Here is a 17,977-nt window from a genome sequence, read left to right on the forward strand (position 1 = left end):
GAAATGCGAAGCGGTCGGCAACCCAATTGATCATAACTTCTTTTAGTGAGTTTTGAATGGAATGAGAAAGCCAAAGAAGCCTCAACGAGAAAGAGCTCGTCTATTTTGACCGAGAGTTGAAACGCCTCAAGAGAAGCAGAGGTTCTCTACATAAATCTGTTCTTATCGATGGTGTGTTATCGTATAGATTTCTTTGAAAACTCTACTAATTGTATTAGCTTATATAGTTCAAAAAGAAGTAGTCCACAACAGAAAACGCATAGTAAGTTTAATATCCATATCGGAACATAGCAGCGAAATAGGAGAAGAAGCAACGTACTGAGCAGGGTTATGGTAATTGTTGTCATTGACAAAATCTTAAATTCTTTTTCTTTTTTCAGCCAACGTTCATACCGTGGTAAAACATACTCTATTGGTTGGTAAATATCAACATAAAAATCTCCCGAAACGTTTCCAAGCAAATCCTTTGTCAATTGTAACCCTTTATATTTTGGGGAGATTTCTTTTAGATAATTGATTGTATGTTCTCTAAATATTTCCGAGTGATGAGTATCAAATATTACCTCTTGAAAACCATTGTAATCATTATCTATACAATACCATATGTCATTTATTGTATTACAGATTAACCTCAATTGTTTTGCCGTAAAATAATCTGTAGGATAGTCCTGTCCAGATGTAATGGATTGTGCCCCTAACTTTGAAATCTCTTCTAAATGGTCCTTTAGGCACTTCATGTATCCTTCTTTTTCTTCTACGTTGAAGACAAAACAATTTTTGAAGAACGATATAAACCTTACATAGTTAGTAAAGCTATGCGAGAAAGGGCGCATGATAAAATGGAAGCGTTCAGTCATATTATTTGCAACCTGTTGACTTTCTATGAATATCATCAGAAAGCCACCAGTCAATAGAGCTGCAAGGAAAGTTGCTATGATTGATACTTGATCTTCCATAACTAATAAAAGGTAAACGTACTAAGTCTTTCTATTCCTATAGTTCGATATTTGTTTATACTTTTCGCTTGTAAAGTTACTCATTTATAGCGATAAAGATGGATAAAGAGACAAGAAAATCCCCTTTGTGTTTTTTTGAGAAAGATGTAGTTTAACGGGAAAATATCTTAGGGACGATTTTAAGGAACTGTGGATTCCATTCTTAAGTATAGGTGATTACCGATAGGAGTGCATCGTCGTCCCTCTGCATTATTGTTCCACAAACATATTAGGGAGAAGGGGAGAGCAAAAGATTCTTAGCCGGAAGGAGAGGGGAGAACTGGGTGGTTTTTCGTTCGTTTTCACTCTAAATGGCTGAGGGATTTAGGCTGGTTCCCGGGCAGATTTCACCCTGCAAAAATTCATCAGGAGGCTGAGTTTTTCTTCAGCAACCTATCGGCATTATTTTTCTCTGGTGGAGGAGGTGGTTTAGCGCCTTTTGGAGGAATTTGTTTTTGAAGGCTTGTTTTTGGACGAGCGCGCATGAGAGCTGTACTGCTCCGAGCTTTGACGCGGATTCTTCTTTTTAGAAGAATCGGTTTGTCGAACAGCATGCTGACCAAAAAGAGTCTCTACAAGGTCGGGTCTATGCAGGGATTGCAATGCTTGTATGAGTTCGCGTCGCTCTTCGGGTTTATACCAAAAGAAGTACCGTCTTTGCTTCCTTTTCTCCTCGGGAGAGATGGCGCAGTAGAGTTTCTCTAGTGTATAGGGATGGTACCCCGTGTAATAAATCTCAGTGGCAAGGGTCATGGGAGTAGGCGTGAAGTCCTGCACTTGCTCAAGATGGAAGTTAAGCCGCTTGGTCAGCACGGCTAATTCTGCCATATCCACTTCGTGAGAATTGGGGTGTGAGGATATGAAGTAGGGAATCAGTTGCTGCTTGAGTCCGTACTTTTTGTTCACCTCGTCAAAAATGCGAGTAAAGCGCTCAAATAGAGAAAATGGGGGCTTTCGCATGATTGTCAGCACGTTGGGAGAGGTGTGTTCCGGAGCTACTTTTAGTCGGCCCGAGGTATGGTGGGCTATAAGCGACTCGGTGTATCGCCTGGCTTCGCGCTGGTATTCGGGATTTTTGTACTCTTCGAGCAATAGGTCGTAACGCACCCCACTACCGATAAAACTCTTCTTGATCCCGGGGATTTTGTCCACCTTGTCTAATAGATTATTTAAGGGCTTGTGATTGGCGTTGAGATTGGGGCATATGGCAGGGAAGATACAGGACGGGCGTACACAACGTGCGCACAACTCCCGATTGACCCCCTCCATTCTATACATGTTGGCAGAGGGACCTCCCACGTCACTTAGGTAGCCTTTGAAGTCGTCCATCTCCGTAATCGCTCCTACTTCTTTGAGTACGGAGGCCTCGCTTCTGGAGGCTACGAATTTGCCTTGATGGGCCGAGATGGTACAGAAGGCACACCCTCCGAAGCAACCCCTATGCAGATTCACCGAGTGCTTGATCATCTCGTAGGCCGTGATGGTCTTACCCTTGTAGCGAGGGTGGGGGAGGCGAGTGTAGGGGAGATCGAAGGAGGCATCGATTTGTCCGGTAGTCATAGGAGGGAAAGGCGGATTCACAACAATAACCCGATCGCCGCAGGGTTGAATGATGCGACTTGCATGGAATTTATTGCTCTCTTCCTCTATATGCTTGAAGTTCATTGCCTGCTTCTTCTTGTCCTTTTGGCACTCCTCGTAACTAAAAAGATGGAGGTCGCCCTCTTGGGGCTGGAAGTCTTGAGCGTCTACGGCGTAGGTGGTCTGGAGTACCTTGCGAAGTTCGGCAATATCTGCTCCGGCTTTGAGTCTTTCCACCACCTCTGCCAGTGGTAGTTCTCCCATCCCGTAGATGATTAGGTCTGCAGGGCTTAGGATGGACATCCCCGGCAAGAGTTTATTTTGCCAATAGTCGTAGTGAACCAATCGCCTGAGGGAGGCTTCGATCCCTCCTAGGATAATGGGGACGTCGGGGTATATACTTTTGAGGATGCGACTATATACGATGGAGGGATACTCCGGGCGCATGTCTATGCGCTTGTCGGGTGTATAGGCATCTTCACTCCTGAGCCTTCGGGCAGCGGTGTACTTGTTTACCATGGAGTCCATAGCCCCCGGGGAAACTCCAAAGAAGAGTCGAGGTTTACCCAATTTGCGGAAGTCCCTCAGATCGTCTCGCCAGTTGGGTTGGGGTACAATGGCAACACGCAGACCATGGCTCTCTAGGAAGCGTCCTACCACGGCCGCCCCAAAGGAGGGATGATCTACATAGGCATCGCCGCTAAATAAGATAACGTCCACCTCGTCCCAGCCACGAGCGTCCATTTCTTTTTTAGAGGTGGGGAGGAAGTCCGTTAGGCTATATTGCCTTGCCATACGAAGCTATCAGGGTAGATTGATTGCAGATGATCTATGGCAATGGGGGTATGGAAGAAGCCATAAATAGCCGATCCGGAGCCGGTCATTGCTGTGTAGAATGCTCCGGCTTTGTGTAAGGATTCTTTGATTTTTGGGAGAATGGGATAGCGACCGAAGAGTGATGCCTCAAAATCGTTGATGAAGAGATCTTGCCACTGATCAAGGGGATTTTGAAGTAAGGATGGGAGAGAGCCCTCAGCCTCCGGGTGACAGGTAATTTGAGCATACGCCTCTTTGGTCGAGATCGAAAGGCTAGGTTTGATGAGTACTACACTTGCTTGTCGCAGTTCGTGGGGTATCTCAATGGGGGTTAGTACCTCACCTATTCCTGTAGCTAGCATGGGTTTATTATAGATGAAGAAGGGGCAGTCGGCTCCTATTTGCGCCATTTTTCGTGCCATTTCTTCTTCCGATAAATTTAGAGAAAACCGATGATTGAGCATTTTCAGAGCAAAAGCAGCATCTGCAGACCCCCCGCCAAGCCCGGCTCCGAAGGGGATTTTTTTGAGTAGTTCGACCTCCAGAGGGGGGATAGCGACCTCCTCTCGTATCATTTGTATTGTACGAATTACCGTGTTACTCTCTACGGCGCCATCAATGGTGATGCCACTTTGCCGCCAAGTGTCCTCTTGCTTTGCCTTTTGAGGTACTATCTCTAGGGCATCGGTTAGGGTGATAGGTAAAAATATCGTCTCTAGTAAATGGTAGCCGTCGGCACGTTTACCTAGAATACGAAGACCTAGATTGAGTTTGGCATTGGGGAAAGTGATCATCTCGGATAGGTACAAAGGGGAGTATCGCAGGGGGGATACTCGAGTCCCCTGCAATACTCCTATGATTTGTTTAGTATATTGCCTACGAGCACCCTAGAAGCAGACTTTGCCACACTTATTGCAGTGGCGGATCTCTTGGCTATTAAAGCGGGAGGATATAACGTCTACGATAGAGTCTCGAAGGGGTTCAAGTTCGATGAGTCTAACTACATCATCGGTAAAAGCGATGCTAAGAAGCGTACGAGCTTCGTCTTTGGATACCCCACGTTGTTGCATGTAGAAGAGAGCTTCTTCGTCGAGCTGCCCTGTGGTCATACCATGGCTACACTTTACATCGTCCGCATAAATCTCAAGCTGAGGCTTGGAGTATATGCGAGCATTGGGCGAGAGCAGCAAATTGCGGTTGCTCTGCTGAGCATCGGTCTTTTGAGCTTGTGCTGATACAAAAACACGTCCGGCAAAGGCCCCAACCGCCTCGTCATCCATGATGTACTTGAATAACTCGTTGGTTTTGCACTCGGGGAATATGTGACTTATGTAGGTGAAGTTATCGACGTGCTGAGCTTGAGTACCAATGGCCAGCCCTGCTAGGGTAAGCTCGGCATGAGGCCCCATAAAGCGCGTCCAATATGAGTTCCTTGTAATGCCGTTGTTGAGGGTTAGTCCGTTGATGAGTACTTTACTCGATTCGTATTGGCGCAAACAGAGAGTGGAGAGGTGTCGCATCCGGCTGCTAGACTCCTCTACATCGTAGAGTTTGAGCTGAGCGTTCTCTGCAACATGTACCTCTATCACTTGGTCTACAAGGAAATCGTGCTTGTCTAATGTATGGTTGCAGACCAGCACTTCAATTGCCGATTCCTCCTCAAGTACGACGAGCACTCTACGGAAGAGAAGCATGGGTACATCCGCACGCACCAATTGGATGAGTCGTAGAGGCTCGGTTACCTTCACCCCTTTGGGTACAAAGAGCAAGACGGCGTCTTGGGCAAATAGGGTATTGAGGGCAACAATGCCGTCAATATCCGTCTCGGCGTACTTGCCATATATCTTAGCAAACTGGGACTCTCGCTCCGGATGCTCCGTGAGAAAGGCACTAAGGCTCCCGATATACACACCGGTGGGGAGTTGCTCCAAGCCTTGCGAAAGATCTCTATCAAAGCGTTCGTTGAGGATTATCCCCTGCATATAGGGCATATCCTCTACATTGCAAGAGAATCCTTTGGTATCGTGGAGAGGAAATTGTACTCCATTGATATTTACACCATAATCGAGACTGAATAGCTTGTGAATGTCTGTGCGATTGTAGTTTTCGCTGCGCAGAGAGGGAAGTCCGTGAGCGCTGTAATCCTCTCTAGCCACCTCACGGGCATTATTCATCAGCGGAAAAGATCCCTTTTCTATGGCTTGCCTATTCTCATCGAAGAGGTCGAGATAGGTTTTTGCAATACTTTCCATATTGAGGGTAATCAGAGAGTATGTTGTTCCTTAATCCAGTCGTAGCCACGTTTTTCTAGCTCTAGAGCGAGGTCGGACCCACCATCTTTTACGATGCGTCCGTTGTAGAGCACGTGTACAAATTGAGGCTTAATATAGTCGAGCAAACGTTGATAGTGGGTGATCACAATAGAACTTGTTTCCGGAGTATGTAGCTTGTTTACCCCCTCTGCGACAATGCGCAGAGCATCGATATCGAGACCACTATCCGTCTCGTCTAGGATGGAGAGACGAGGCTCTAGCATAGCCATCTGGAATATTTCGTTGCGCTTTTTCTCTCCTCCTGAGAACCCCTCGTTTACCGAACGATTAGAGAGTTTGCTCTCCAATTGTACGAATTCGCGTTTCTCTTTCATCAGTTTGAGGAATTCTGCGGCAGGCATAGGGGGAAGCCCTTGTGACTTGCGCTTCTCGTTGATGGCCGCTTTCATGAAGTTGGCCATACTTACGCCTGGTATCTCTACGGGGTATTGGAAACTGAGGAACAGCCCACGATGAGAACGCTCTTCCGGGCTCAAAGGCAGAATGTTTTCACCTCGGAATGTAACCTCCCCTTCGGTAACCTCAAAAGCGGGATTCCCCACAAGTACGGAAGAGAGTGTACTCTTGCCACTCCCATTGGGCCCCATGATAGCATGTATTTCGCCCTCGTTAATCGAGAGGTTAATACCCTTTAATATCTCCTTGCCGTTGATAGAGGCGTGGAGGTTCTTTATCTCTAATAGCTTCTTGCTCATCTTCTAAAAGTCTTAGTTGTTGCTAGATCTTACACCTTTTGCTCTTAACCTACCGATCCCTCTAGGGTTACACTCAGTAGCTTCTGTGCCTCTACGGCAAACTCCATGGGGAGCTTATTCATTACCTCTCGGGCGTAGCCGTTTACAATTAAGCCTACTGCCTCTTCGGTGGTAATCCCTCGCTGTTGGCAGTAGAAAAGCTGATCTTCGTTTATTTTGGAGGTCGTAGCCTCGTGTTCTATGATTGCCGTATCGTTGAGTACCTCGGCATAGGGGAATGTGTGTGCGCCACAATGGTCGCTCAATAAAAGGCTATCGCATTGCGAGTGGTTGCGGCTTCCCTCAGCGCTTGCAGATATCTTTACCAGCCCTCTATAGCTATTGTGGCTAGAGCCTGCCGAGATACCTTTAGAAACAATGGTACTACGCGTATTTTTTCCGATATGGATCATCTTGGTCCCTGTATCGGCTTGCTGGTAGTTGTTGGTTACAGCTACCGAATAAAACTCGCCTACAGAGTTATCCCCTACAAGGAGACAACTCGGATACTTCCAGGTAATGGCAGAGCCTGTCTCTACTTGGGTCCAAGAGATTTTTGAGTTGTTACCACGGCAAAGCCCTCGCTTGGTTACGAAGTTGTATATACCGCCTTTGCCATTTTTGTCGCCCGGATACCAATTTTGCACGGTGGAGTACTTGACCTCCGCATTCTCTTCGGCAATGATCTCTACGATGGCAGCATGGAGCTGATTTTCGTCACGCATGGGAGCTGTACAGCCCTCTAGGTAACTCACGTAGGCATCATCGTCTGCGACAATGAGAGTTCTCTCGAATTGCCCCGTGTTGCGAGCGTTGATGCGGAAGTAGGTGGAGAGCTCCATAGGGCATCGTACCCCCTTGGGGATATAAGCAAATGAACCGTCACTGAAGACAGCCGAGTTGAGTGCCGCAAAGTAGTTGTCTCTATAGCTCACTACCTTGCCAAGATATTTCTTTACTAGCTCGGGGTGCTCTTTTACAGCTTCGCTGAAGGAGCAGAAAACAATGCCTAGGGCAGAGAGTTTTTCCCTAAATGTGGTTTTTACCGAGACGCTATCCATTACAGCATCTACAGCCGTATTCCCGGCTAATATCTGTCGCTCATGTAGGGGAATCCCTAACTTGTCGAACGTCTTCATTAGCTCCGGATCGATCTCTCCGGGTGTACCCTCAGAGACCTTTTGCTTGGGAGCTGCGTAGTAGATGATGTCTTGGTAGTCGATGGGTGGGATGTGGAGATGTGCCCACTTGGGCTGCTTTAGCGTAAGCCAGTGCTGGTAAGCTTTGAGACGGAAGTCGAGAAGCCACTCGGGCTCTTCCTTCTTCTTTGAAATCAAACGTACCACCTCTTCACTGAGTCCACGCTCGATGGTCTCAGTAGAGATCTTCGTTTCGAATCCATATTTATAGTCTCCCTGCGTTACCTCTTGTAGTATGTCTTCTTTAGGTTCTCCTTGAGAAGAGGGTTGAGGGTGAGTGCTATCTTTCATTTATTTTCTTCTTTTTCTTTAGAAGTCTGTTCTATCAATTCGTTCTCTTTATCCAACAGCCGAGGAGCTAAAATAGTTGGGACAAAGTTTTTACGGGGTAGTATAGTGCAGACTCTTTGCGAATATCTTTTTCTTCTTCAGCAGCTTCTCTTTCTTCTTTTGATAGAGAAGGAGATTCGAGGGCGTTGCTTAACTTTTTGGTAAGGGTGGCAGCCGGAATAAATACCGAGTCTACAAAAACAAAGATGTAGCCGAGTACGGCAAGGGATGTGAGTCCACCTACCAAGCCTCCCAGCAACCTGTTGAATATCCCTAGGGGGGTAGCATTGAGGATTTTCGTGAGAATCTCACTTGCCAGATATACAGCTCCCAAGATAAGCAGGAAGGATAGGGCAATAGCTACAGAGTTTGATGTCTTATCACTTAGCTTTAGCAGAGAAGAAAATGCACCGCCTAGCCAGCTTGCTACCACCCCGGAAACCGCAATCCCAACCACAATAGCGACAAAGAAAGCAGCCTGATGTATAAACCCTTTGGAGAAGCCCTTGAAGAGACATAGCCCGACGATAACAATAATAACAAGGTCTAACCAGTTCATTTCGTCTTAGTTATCAAGAATTAGCTATGCTCCGACAAACAATAAAAAGAGTTGCTGTGGGTGCCTGTTTTCGTGTAATACGTGAATAAGTACCTCAGTAACTCCTTTTATTATTCATATATGTGGAGAATACTATTGTCAATCCCCCCTCGTGATAGGCACGAGGGGAATTTTGCTATGCATTTTAGAGTGTTTTCTTTACTTCGATCTCTTCGTAGGATTCGATAACATCACCCTCGTGAAGGTCGTTGAAGCCCTTAATGTTGAGACCGCAATCGAGCCCAAGAGCCACTTCTTTCACATCATCTTTGAAGCGTTTGAGAGACTCAAGTTCCCCAGAATGTATTACAATACCATCGCGGATTACACGTACCTTGTCGGAGCGTTTGATCTTTCCTTCCTTTACAAGACAGCCGGCAATTGTACCCACCTTGCCTATCGTAAAGGTTTGTTGTACGTCGAGTGATGCCGTAACCACCTCCTTGATTTCGGGAGATAGCATCCCTTCCATCGCACTCTTTACGTCTGCAATTGCATCGTAAATAATAGAGTAGGTACGTATTTCTACACCTTGTTGCTCTGCATTCTTACGAGCTATGGCACTGGGGCGTACTTGGAATCCAATGATAACGGCCTGCGATGCTTCTGCGAGTACAACGTCTGATTCTGAGATCTGTCCCACACCTCTGTGGATTACATTAACCCCAATCTCTTCGGTTGATAGCTTTTCGATCTCAGCCGATAGGGCTTCCACAGATCCGTCCATATCCCCCTTAATAATAAGGTTGAGCTCTTGGAAGTTTCCGATGGCAATGCGTCGCCCAATTTCGTCTAAGGAGAGCATCTTCTGAGTTCGGAAGCCTTGCTCTCTCTGTAGCTGCATACGGCGTGTTGCAATATCACGAGCTTCTTGTTCGCTCTCAAGTACATTAAAGGTATCTCCAGCCGAAGGCGCACCATTGAACCCGAGTATGGTTGCAGGTACAGATGGCCCGGCTCCGCTTGCCTTGAGAGATTGATTACGCTCGTTGAACATCGCTTTTACACGACCATAATACTTACCTGCAAGGATGATATCCCCTACATGCAGAGTACCATTGTGTACCAAGATGTTGGAAACATAACCACGGCCCTTGTCTAGAGAAGACTCTATGATAAGCCCCTGAGCACGGCGGTTGGGATTGGCCTTTAGGTCGAGCATGTCGGCCTCGAGCAGTACTTTTTCTAGCAATTCATTGACGCCGATACCCTTTTTCGCAGAGATCTCTTGGCATTGATACTTACCACCCCAATCCTCTACGAGGTAGTTCATAGCAGCAAGCTGCTCGCGGATCTTATTAGGATCTGCCCCTTGTACGTCTATCTTATTGAAGGCAAATACCATGGGGACACCTGCTGCCGCTGCATGGTTGATAGCCTCTTTGGTCTGAGGCATCACCTTGTCGTCTGAGGCAATGATAATGATCGCAATGTCGGTTGCTTGGGCACCACGAGCACGCATGGCCGTAAAGGCTTCGTGACCCGGTGTATCTAGGAATGTGATACGGCGCCCGGAGGGAAGTTGTACATTGTAGGAACCAATGTGCTGAGTAATACCTCCGGCCTCACCGGCAATTACGTTTGATTTACGGATATTGTCGAGGAGAGAGGTCTTACCGTGGTCTACGTGTCCCATTACGGTTACGATAGGAGCACGAGGTACGAGGTCTTCTTCCTTATCCTCTTCTTCGTCTGCTTGGATGGCTTCTACCACTTCGGCACTTACAAACTCGGTTTCGAATCCAAATTCTTCTGCTACGAGTTTGATGGTTTCGGCATCGAGACGCATATTGATAGATACCATCATATCAATACTCATACATGTGGCAATTACCTCATTCACAGGTACGTCCATCATGTTTGCCAAGTCGCTTACGGTTACAAACTCTGTGAGTTTGAGGATGCGGCTTTCTCTTTCACCGGCTTCCAGAGCCTCCTCGGCAGCTTGGCGAGCTGCGTCGCGACGATCTTTGCGGATACGTGCTTTCTTCTCAAAAGATGTCTTCTTACCTTGTAGGCGGGCAAGTGTTTCCTTTACCTGCTTTTGTACATCTTCTTCGGTAATTTCTTGCTTAGGAGCTATCGGTTTGTTGTTCTCCTTCTTGTTGCGTCTACGTTGATTATTGGGAGTAGAACCTTGGGGAGCCGCCCCGTTTTTATTGCCGCCAGAGTTGCGACGGACATTGGGATTTACCGGGTCGATGCCCTTTGCTGCCTCACTTTTTACATCAATAGCCTGTGAACCGATGCGTTTCCTTCGGCCTCTATTGCGTTCTCCCTTATCTGTTTTCTTGGGAGGATTGATGGTGTTTAAGTCGATTTTCCCGATAACTGTTACCCCCAATTCTTTGCGTTCCGAAGGACGATAAATCTCAGAATTGGAGTGGTTTTCTTCCCCCTTGGGAGCGGCTGGTGCCTCACTCTTAGGAGCTACGGGATCCACTGATTCTTTCTTTACTTCTTTCTCCTCTTTGTGTTGCTTGGGAGATGGCTTTTCTGCTTTTGAAACAGGATGAGGAGCAGAGACTTTCTTGGGTTCTTCTTTGGGCGCTTCTTTAGGAGACTCGCTTTTAGGGGCAACTATCTCCTTTACTTCTACCTCTTTTTCCTGACTCGTTTTTGTAGAAGGGGCGGTCGTCTTACTCTCTTTAGCCTTAACAGGTGCTGTGGGAATATCTGAAGTCTCGGAAGTAGATGGGGTAGAGGAGTCCACAACAAGCTCTATAGGCTTATCATTCATAACGGCCTTGCCACTCTTATCGAGGTGACCCAATATTTTGAGTGTGGGAGATTGCTCCGTCACATTGGTGGGAGAGTAGGGTTCGGAGGTCTCTTCTTTTGGTTCTTTTTCTGACTCTTGAGAGGGGGCGGGCTTTGTTGGTTTACTCTCCTTCTTTTTGTCCGCAGAGAACAGTGCGAGAAGCTTCTCGCCTTCCTCTTTCCCTATCTTGGGACGAAACTTGTCAATGATGAGTTGCGCTGTTTTTTTATCGATACGCGTATTGGGAGTTGCACCCTTTGCAATACCGTGCTCCTCAAGAAATGGCTTGAGAGACCCTAATCCGATATTGAGTTCTTTTTGTACTTCCGAAAGTTTTATCTCCATTCTTATTTCTCCTCTATCCTCTATATATTATATCCTTCTAATTAATCTCGTTTTTATTATGTGCTACCTTTTGTTTCTTAAGCCTCAGGGGTTTCTGAGGGGAGAGTGTCATTGCTCTCAGAGTCTGCCTCCTCCACGGATTCTGCTTCAGATGTAGCTTCGGGGGCTGTAAAGCCGATGCGCTCAAGTTCCTCAGGATCAAACTCAGAGGATAGAACTTCTAATACATGATCCACAGTGCTCTCTTCGAGGTCTGCTTTTGAGATTAGCTCTGCACGAGGGATGCGTAGCACGCTCAAGGCTGTATTGCACCCGATGTTTTTGAGCACTTCTAGTACCCAATCCTCGATCTCGTCGTTGAATTCGTTGAGGAAAATATCCTCTTCGTCGTTCTCTTCTATGTCTCGGAATACCTCAATCTTGTACCCTGTTAGGGCGGATGCCAACTTAATATTAGAGGCATTCTTACCAATAGCCATGGGGACCTCCTCGGGGCTCAGGTAGACTTCGGCCTTTAGCTCTTCGGGTAAGATCTCGATGGACGAAACCTTTGCGGGGCTTAAAGCTCGTTGTACGAAGAGGCTTGAGTTGGTGGTATAAGACATTACGTCAATATTTTCCCCCTTTAGCTCACGTACAATACCACGGATACGGCTACCATTCATACCCACACAAGCTCCTACGGGGTCAATACGATCATCGTAAGACTCTACCGCCATCTTGGCACGCTCTCCAGGGATACGAGCCACTCGCTTAATCGTGATAAGTCCATCGCCAATCTCTGGAACATTGAGCTCGAAGAGACGCTTTAGAAACTCTTGGCTGGTGCGCGATACATAGATTTTGATATTGTTGTTTTCGTAATCTACGTGGTCAATTACGGCATGTACACTCTCACCTTTTCTGAAGTAGTCCCCAGGGATTTGCTCCGATTTGGGTAGGAGCAACTCGTTCCCCTCGTCATCTACAAGAAGAGCCTCGCGCTTCCATACCTGATAAACCTCAGCAGAAATCATTTGCCCAACACGCTCTTGGAACTTCTTGTATAGGTTCTCTTTTTGTAGCTCTAGCACCTTGCCTTGTAGGGCTTGGCGGAGGTTGAGGATGGCACGGCGACCAAAGGATGCAAAGTTGATGGAGTCTGTAACCTCACTGCCGATCTCGGCATCTGGGTCTAGTGGCAAAGCATCGCTCAGACTAATTTCCAAGTTAGGATTTTGCACGCTCCCATCGGCAACGACCATGCGATTACGCCAGATTTCCAAATCCCCCATCTCAGGACTTACGATAATCGTAAAGTTTTCGTCTGTCCCAAACATCTTGGACAAAACGCTCATAAAGGCGCTTTTCAGTACGTTGATAAGGGTCTCTTTGTCGATATTCTTTAGTTCCTTAAACTCTGTCAGAGTTTCGGTCATGCTCGTGTGTGCTTGTTTCTGAGCCATAGGTCTATATCTGTGATAGTTTTGTATCCGTTGTATTGTTTCGTTTTACTTCGGTAGAAGTGGTCTTTTAATCGAAGTTGTATTTTACACTCTTAGTCTCGGAGTAGAGGATTCGGCACTCGCGTTGCTCGTAGCGTCTTTTGCTGTGCCTGCCATCGGGGGAGGGGATCATCTCCTCATATTGTAGCACAAACCCCTCTTGGTCGGAACTTAAGAGGATGCCATTGCGCTTCGTACCATCTGAGAATAGTACTACGATAGGATCTCCTTGATGTTTGGCAAACTGACGCTCATTGCGGAAGGGGGCCGAGAGGCTCGCAGAGCCTACTTCTATGGAAAAATCCTCATTATCACGGTCGAGTGCTGCCTCTATCCCCTTGCTGATAGCTCCGCAGCGTTCTATGGTTATCCCCGAGAGACTGTCGAGCTCAATCACGATGTCATTAGCCGGGCTTATGCTCAAAGAGACTACAAACTCCTCAGTAGCATCCAGCATCTCATCAAGCTTCTTTTGTACTATTTCTTCTGTTACACTCTTCATCTTTTGAGTCTATTCTGTGCTATGCCTCCTATTGGGGTGTCACGCAAACTCCCCGGCCCCTAGCCTCTTCCTTTTGCGAAAGGTCTAAAGACAAAAAGGAGGGAACCGCTGTTACGCATGGTTTCCTCCACCTACGTACCGGATGTAAAACGGAGTGTTACCTCATTCTACCGGTTCCTAGCGCAAAGGTACAATGAAAAATTGGATTGCCCAACTTTCTAGGCTATTATTCCTGATTTTCAGATTCTAGCATCCTGCCTAATGGTGGAGGAAATGTCTCGAGAAAAATTCATTTATAGTCTTCTCTCCCTAAATAGATCTCTCCTTCTCTACATAATACAGATGTCTCCTTATATAATATGGTGTCTGATACGAGGAATGAAATAGGGTGGGATTGTAACACTTTCTTTGGAGGCTTACTCTTATCTGTATAAGGCATAGTATTGTCTCTTGTGCCGATTGAGTAATAGATGTTCGGGAACCCTCCTTTTGAGTGTTGAGGAAAGAGGACGGAGTGCTGATGCAATTGTCTTGGCAAACTGAATGTTTTTTTTTCTCCTTTCTTTATACATTTTGCATGGGGAATAATATTCACAAATGTGTCTCGAAACACTGCTTTTTGTCGGTCTATTACGCTTTTAGGTATTGATCTGTTTCGTTAGATTGTATTCTTTTCAGTTTGTGGAATTCTTTATTCTCGCCATCTCTGGTTGTTTTTATTAATGAATTTGGCAGGTTATTACAAAACTACTACTTTTGGTCCGCTAGGTAATAACAAGTGACATGAGAGCCATGCTCTGTAGCTCGTAAAAGTGCAGATGGGTTGAGCGGAGTGCATTGTGGCACAGATTACTTGGTAGATAGAGATAAAAAACTATGGAACAATTGAAAAAGAAAGTATCGTTTGCAGGATTTTTAATCCTTGCTTGGAGTGTTTTCACTTTTGCCTTTACGGCATGCACACCTTCGGTGGCTCCTACCCCTACCCCTACTCCAGATGGCCCTAACCAAGGGGAAGAAGTGCCCACGGCCGAGCCTATTATCGTTCTCGACAAAGAGGGAAAACTGGCACAACTGCCCGTCCCCTTTGCTGATTTTACTGCTGGAGAAAAGGAACTAAAAGCTTGGGAAGCCAAGTACAAGTCTACCCTTAAAGACGAAAAAGTAGAGGATGGTCATAAGGTTTATCGGTATGAACCCGGAGAAAACGAAGAGCCTAAGGATAAGAAGGTACAAGTACTTCGCCGCTATGAGATAGAGCAAGAGGGTAGAGGAATGCTCAAGAGTGCTGCAATCATAATGCGGGGAGATCTCCTTTTTGAGAATACGGATAATCTAAGAGAAAATGTGCAGGACATCCTTGAGAATCAGGGGTATGAGGCAATCGAAAAGAATATCTATCAAGGAGATAAGTTCATCGTAATGTTCCAACCCTTGAGTGCTCAGCTTGCAACCATCATGTACCTAAAGAGCACGAAAGCTCCATCAGAAAAATTTGATGCTACGCGTAAAGATTTCCCTCTTTGTGACGTGGCATTTGCTAGCCTTACCCCCGAAAAGATCAAAGAGCACGAAGCAAAGGTGGGGCGTATCTTCGTAGAGAAGAGTAGTACCAACGGCAAACTTGTATTTGTTGCCAAGAAGAACAATACACATAATCTGCAGATCGTTTCGTACAATCTTAAAGCGGAAGGCCAAGCTCTCCCGAGTATCGTATGTAACTCTGTTTCTCTCTCTCAGAATGTCTTCAATAACGATGCTTCTGTTGCCGATTACTTCATAAAGAATGGCTTTCCCAAGCCAACTCTAAAGGGGGATATGCTCCTAAGTGATAACGAATTCTATACTCTTGCGATAGGATTCATTGGGGCTAATTCTACCATTACACTATTCCCTAAGGCAGGCAAGATAACCCCATCAGAAGAGTATGATAGCTTTATGCCCTATACAACATTTCGGGAGTCTATAAAACTGGATGGACCTATTGCCGCTTTCGAAAAGGGACGTGGCCGCCTTCCCGAGTTTACGGATTCTCTCTCGGGTGAATACGGATTTGAGCCTGCTAAACTAACCCTCTCTCTTACGGTGGGAGAGAAGCTTCCTCTCGATGTTATTGGTTGGACTTACTATGGTGCAAACGTAGATTATGATGAGCCTAAGGAGGATGCTTATAAGTACTATGAGTGCGACATGGACTTTGTAAAACGCTTTGGCGAAAATGCCGATTTCGCCGATTTTACGAAGATGATGACAGCTTGGGGCTTTGTTCTCTCTAAGGACAAACAGCATACACGCGGCCAGTATTCTGCCAAGGATACTTGGGAGTTTACAAATAAGACTCTGAAGATAGATGCCATTGTTACTAACTACTTCTGGATTGAGAGTGATGGTAAGGAAACGCCTCAAGGGGGTACTGCTCTTATCCTATTCAAGAGCTCCTCTGCAAAGTCCAAGGCCTTCCGTAAATCTATTGATAAGCGTGCCGAGATAAAGATGCGCCGTGCTAAGCATCGCACATACACTAGAAAGTAAGAAAATTATAATCTGGATACAGTATGAAAACAAGGTTTTTATTGACCCTTATCCTAGGGGTATTCCCCTTGGTTTCGCTAGGGGGCTTTACAAGTTGTGACAGGGCAGTACCTGGCGTAGACCCAAGGATAGATCCTAAAGAGGATGCCCTTACAATCTCTTCTAATGAAGTTGCTTTTGAAGCAATGGGAGGAACGAAGGTTTTGGATGTTGAGACCAATGTGGAGAAGGTGGAGACTAGGTGTGAGGCAGATTGGCTCACAATCGTCTACGCTCAGAAGCATTTGACTCTTGCGGCCACTGCCAATGACGCAATCCAATCTCGTGAGACTGTACTCAAGGTAATCGCTGGAACTGCTACCAAAGAGATAAGGGTCTCACAAGCGGCAAAGGTGAATAGTAATCCCACTCCAAGTGGCTTTGTGGCAGATGCCAAAGACTTTCCTCTCTTCCTCAAGAAGAATATAGATAAGTACACCGATGCTGAGATTAAAGACTATGAGCAGAAATTGGGTCTGCGTCCTACTTGTAATCCTCAGGGAGGAAACCTTGAGTTTACTACGACGCCCGAGACACAGGGTAGAACTAATTTCTACCGGGTTGTCTATGAGCGTGTAGGAAAGAATGTTGATATCGTAGCTTACTCCAAGAGTGTAAAAAGCGTGGAGTCGCTAGAGGAACCTGCGAAGAAGCAGTGGCTCGAAAACAATGGATTCTCTTTTGTAAAGACGGTGACTTACTCAGGGCTTACTGTGTATAACTATACGAATAAAGAGCAGGGATTCACCCTTCTTGTTGCCGCAAGAGGAAATTCTGAATGTTTCTTTGTCTTTACCTATGGTACGTCTGGAGGCGATGCCCCTGCTCCCGATCCTAATAAAAAGCGTGAGGCTCTCTATATCCCATTTTTTGAGGCTTTTGGTAAGCCTATATCGGGGGATAGCCCTATCATCCAGTTAGAGAAAAACCGTAAGTTTAAGGCAGAGTTTAAGGCTGGAGATCTCTCTACAACTCCCCCTGTACAGCCCGAGATTATGGCGCATCCTCCCTTTGATGTAGAGTATGCTCGCCCTAATGGTGCCGGTAAGGCCGGTATTTCTTCCATCTCTTACTCTAAGACCAAAGCAGATACAGAGGATGTGGTGACCATTATTTCGGTAGGGTTTAATACAGCTTGGAACAAGACTCAAATTAGCGATGATGCTCTCTTTCGTGAATTCCTTCATGGGAATGGCTTTGAGTTTAAGTCGCAAGAGAATGTCAACCAGTACATGATGAAGGGGACTCTTTACACCTATTATAATGCTACGAATAAGGTGCTAGCTTCTTACTTTATAGATAAGTCCGGAGCAAGCTATGCCTCTTCTTTTGTTACTTTTACACAAGATGATTCGTTTAGCTCTGCAGCTCGATTGAGAGAAGTGGTGCTCCGAAGAAGATGAATATTGGGTTAGATTAGTGAGGTTGTTACTTCTCCTATCGTGATAGGTTTGAAGTAATAACCTTGCTCTTCGCCTTCTAGAATAGGAACGAAAAACAAACTAACTTTTAATTATGCGGAAACTATTACTATCGATGGTTGTGCTCTGCATGACGTGCCTTGGGCTCTCTGCACAAGAAGATTTTGCCCACAAGGTAGAGTTTATTGTCAAACAAGGTGCAACCGATGTGAGCATCGGGTTTAATGCCAAGAAAGGCTCCAAAGTAAAAATCAATTGGGGTGATGGTACTCCCCTTCAAGAGGTAACGGCTAAATGGGATGGCTAC

General features: G+C 46.0%; 13 protein-coding genes. 3 read left to right on the top strand and 10 right to left on the bottom strand.

Annotated elements, in window-relative coordinates; translation table 11 throughout:
* Positions 1-176 precede the first annotated feature (176 nt).
* The 10 genes from Q0090_RS00740 to Q0090_RS00785 form a co-directional block, all read right to left on the bottom strand.
* On the bottom strand, positions 177-956 hold the full coding sequence (locus Q0090_RS00740) for a hypothetical protein (RefSeq protein ID WP_297946478.1): 780 nt from the start codon (positions 954-956) through the stop codon (positions 177-179).
* 468 nt (positions 957-1,424) lie between these two features.
* Positions 1,425-3,371 carry a YgiQ family radical SAM protein gene (locus Q0090_RS00745; RefSeq protein ID WP_297946481.1) on the bottom strand — a complete coding sequence of 649 codons (1,947 nt, stop codon included), beginning with the start codon at positions 3,369-3,371 and terminating at the stop codon, positions 1,425-1,427.
* Complete coding sequence (gene ispE, locus Q0090_RS00750; RefSeq protein WP_297946484.1) at positions 3,350-4,186, bottom strand: 4-(cytidine 5'-diphospho)-2-C-methyl-D-erythritol kinase; 837 nt, start codon at positions 4,184-4,186, stop codon at positions 3,350-3,352. Before ispE ends, Q0090_RS00745 begins: the two co-directional genes overlap by 22 nt.
* Positions 4,187-4,279: 93 nt before the next feature.
* Positions 4,280-5,644, bottom strand: coding sequence for a Fe-S cluster assembly protein SufD (gene sufD / locus Q0090_RS00755; RefSeq protein WP_297946487.1), 1,365 nt, complete (start codon positions 5,642-5,644; stop codon positions 4,280-4,282).
* 11 nt (positions 5,645-5,655) lie between these two features.
* Positions 5,656-6,420, bottom strand: coding sequence for a Fe-S cluster assembly ATPase SufC (sufC, locus tag Q0090_RS00760; protein ID WP_297946489.1), 765 nt, complete (start codon positions 6,418-6,420; stop codon positions 5,656-5,658).
* Positions 6,421-6,464: 44 nt separating this feature from the next.
* Positions 6,465-7,949 carry a Fe-S cluster assembly protein SufB gene (sufB, locus tag Q0090_RS00765; protein ID WP_297946491.1) on the bottom strand — a complete coding sequence of 495 codons (1,485 nt, stop codon included), beginning with the start codon at positions 7,947-7,949 and terminating at the stop codon, positions 6,465-6,467.
* Positions 7,950-8,016: 67 nt separating this feature from the next.
* On the bottom strand, positions 8,017-8,547 hold the full coding sequence (locus Q0090_RS00770; RefSeq protein ID WP_297946493.1) for a CvpA family protein: 531 nt from the start codon (positions 8,545-8,547) through the stop codon (positions 8,017-8,019).
* Positions 8,548-8,731: 184 nt separating this feature from the next.
* A complete protein-coding gene (gene infB, locus Q0090_RS00775; protein WP_297946495.1) occupies positions 8,732-11,692 on the bottom strand; it encodes a translation initiation factor IF-2 in 2,961 nt (986 codons plus the stop codon).
* Between the two features lie 77 nt (positions 11,693-11,769).
* A complete protein-coding gene (nusA, locus tag Q0090_RS00780; protein ID WP_297946498.1) occupies positions 11,770-13,137 on the bottom strand; it encodes a transcription termination factor NusA in 1,368 nt (455 codons plus the stop codon).
* Positions 13,138-13,204: 67 nt separating this feature from the next.
* The gene (locus tag Q0090_RS00785; RefSeq protein WP_297946501.1) at positions 13,205-13,678 is read right to left on the bottom strand and encodes a hypothetical protein; all 474 of its coding nucleotides are present in this window, start codon (positions 13,676-13,678) and stop codon (positions 13,205-13,207) included.
* A gap of 876 nt (positions 13,679-14,554) precedes the next feature.
* On the opposite strand from Q0090_RS00785, the gene Q0090_RS00790 reads away from it, so the two are divergent.
* The 3 genes from Q0090_RS00790 to Q0090_RS00800 form a co-directional block, all read left to right on the top strand.
* Complete coding sequence (locus Q0090_RS00790) at positions 14,555-16,210, top strand: hypothetical protein (RefSeq protein WP_297946505.1); 1,656 nt, start codon at positions 14,555-14,557, stop codon at positions 16,208-16,210.
* A gap of 23 nt (positions 16,211-16,233) precedes the next feature.
* On the top strand, positions 16,234-17,652 hold the full coding sequence (locus Q0090_RS00795; protein WP_297946507.1) for a BACON domain-containing protein: 1,419 nt from the start codon (positions 16,234-16,236) through the stop codon (positions 17,650-17,652).
* Between the two features lie 112 nt (positions 17,653-17,764).
* Positions 17,765-17,977: hypothetical protein (locus tag Q0090_RS00800; RefSeq protein WP_297946510.1), on the top strand; the 213-nt coding region annotated here is incomplete at its 3' end.

It is taken from the genome of uncultured Porphyromonas sp. (assembly GCF_938023125.1).
GTDB lineage: Bacteria > Bacteroidota > Bacteroidia > Bacteroidales > Porphyromonadaceae > Porphyromonas.

Excerpts from the sequence above, each read along its gene's own strand:
- Q0090_RS00740 (WP_297946478.1), bottom strand. The coding sequence starts at position 956 with ATGGAAGATCAAGTATCAATCATAGCAACTTTCCTTGCAGCTCTATTG.
- Q0090_RS00745 (WP_297946481.1), bottom strand. The coding sequence starts at position 3,371 with ATGGCAAGGCAATATAGCCTAACGGACTTCCTCCCCACCTCTAAAAAA.
- ispE (WP_297946484.1), bottom strand. The coding sequence starts at position 4,186 with ATGATCACTTTCCCCAATGCCAAACTCAATCTAGGTCTTCGTATTCTA.
- sufD (WP_297946487.1), bottom strand. The coding sequence starts at position 5,644 with ATGGAAAGTATTGCAAAAACCTATCTCGACCTCTTCGATGAGAATAGG.
- sufC (WP_297946489.1), bottom strand. The coding sequence starts at position 6,420 with ATGAGCAAGAAGCTATTAGAGATAAAGAACCTCCACGCCTCTATCAAC.
- sufB (WP_297946491.1), bottom strand. The coding sequence starts at position 7,949 with ATGAAAGATAGCACTCACCCTCAACCCTCTTCTCAAGGAGAACCTAAA.
- Q0090_RS00770 (WP_297946493.1), bottom strand. The coding sequence starts at position 8,547 with ATGAACTGGTTAGACCTTGTTATTATTGTTATCGTCGGGCTATGTCTC.
- infB (WP_297946495.1), bottom strand. The coding sequence starts at position 11,692 with ATGGAGATAAAACTTTCGGAAGTACAAAAAGAACTCAATATCGGATTA.
- nusA (WP_297946498.1), bottom strand. The coding sequence starts at position 13,137 with ATGGCTCAGAAACAAGCACACACGAGCATGACCGAAACTCTGACAGAG.
- Q0090_RS00785 (WP_297946501.1), bottom strand. The coding sequence starts at position 13,678 with ATGAAGAGTGTAACAGAAGAAATAGTACAAAAGAAGCTTGATGAGATG.
- Q0090_RS00790 (WP_297946505.1), top strand. The coding sequence starts at position 14,555 with ATGGAACAATTGAAAAAGAAAGTATCGTTTGCAGGATTTTTAATCCTT.
- Q0090_RS00795 (WP_297946507.1), top strand. The coding sequence starts at position 16,234 with ATGAAAACAAGGTTTTTATTGACCCTTATCCTAGGGGTATTCCCCTTG.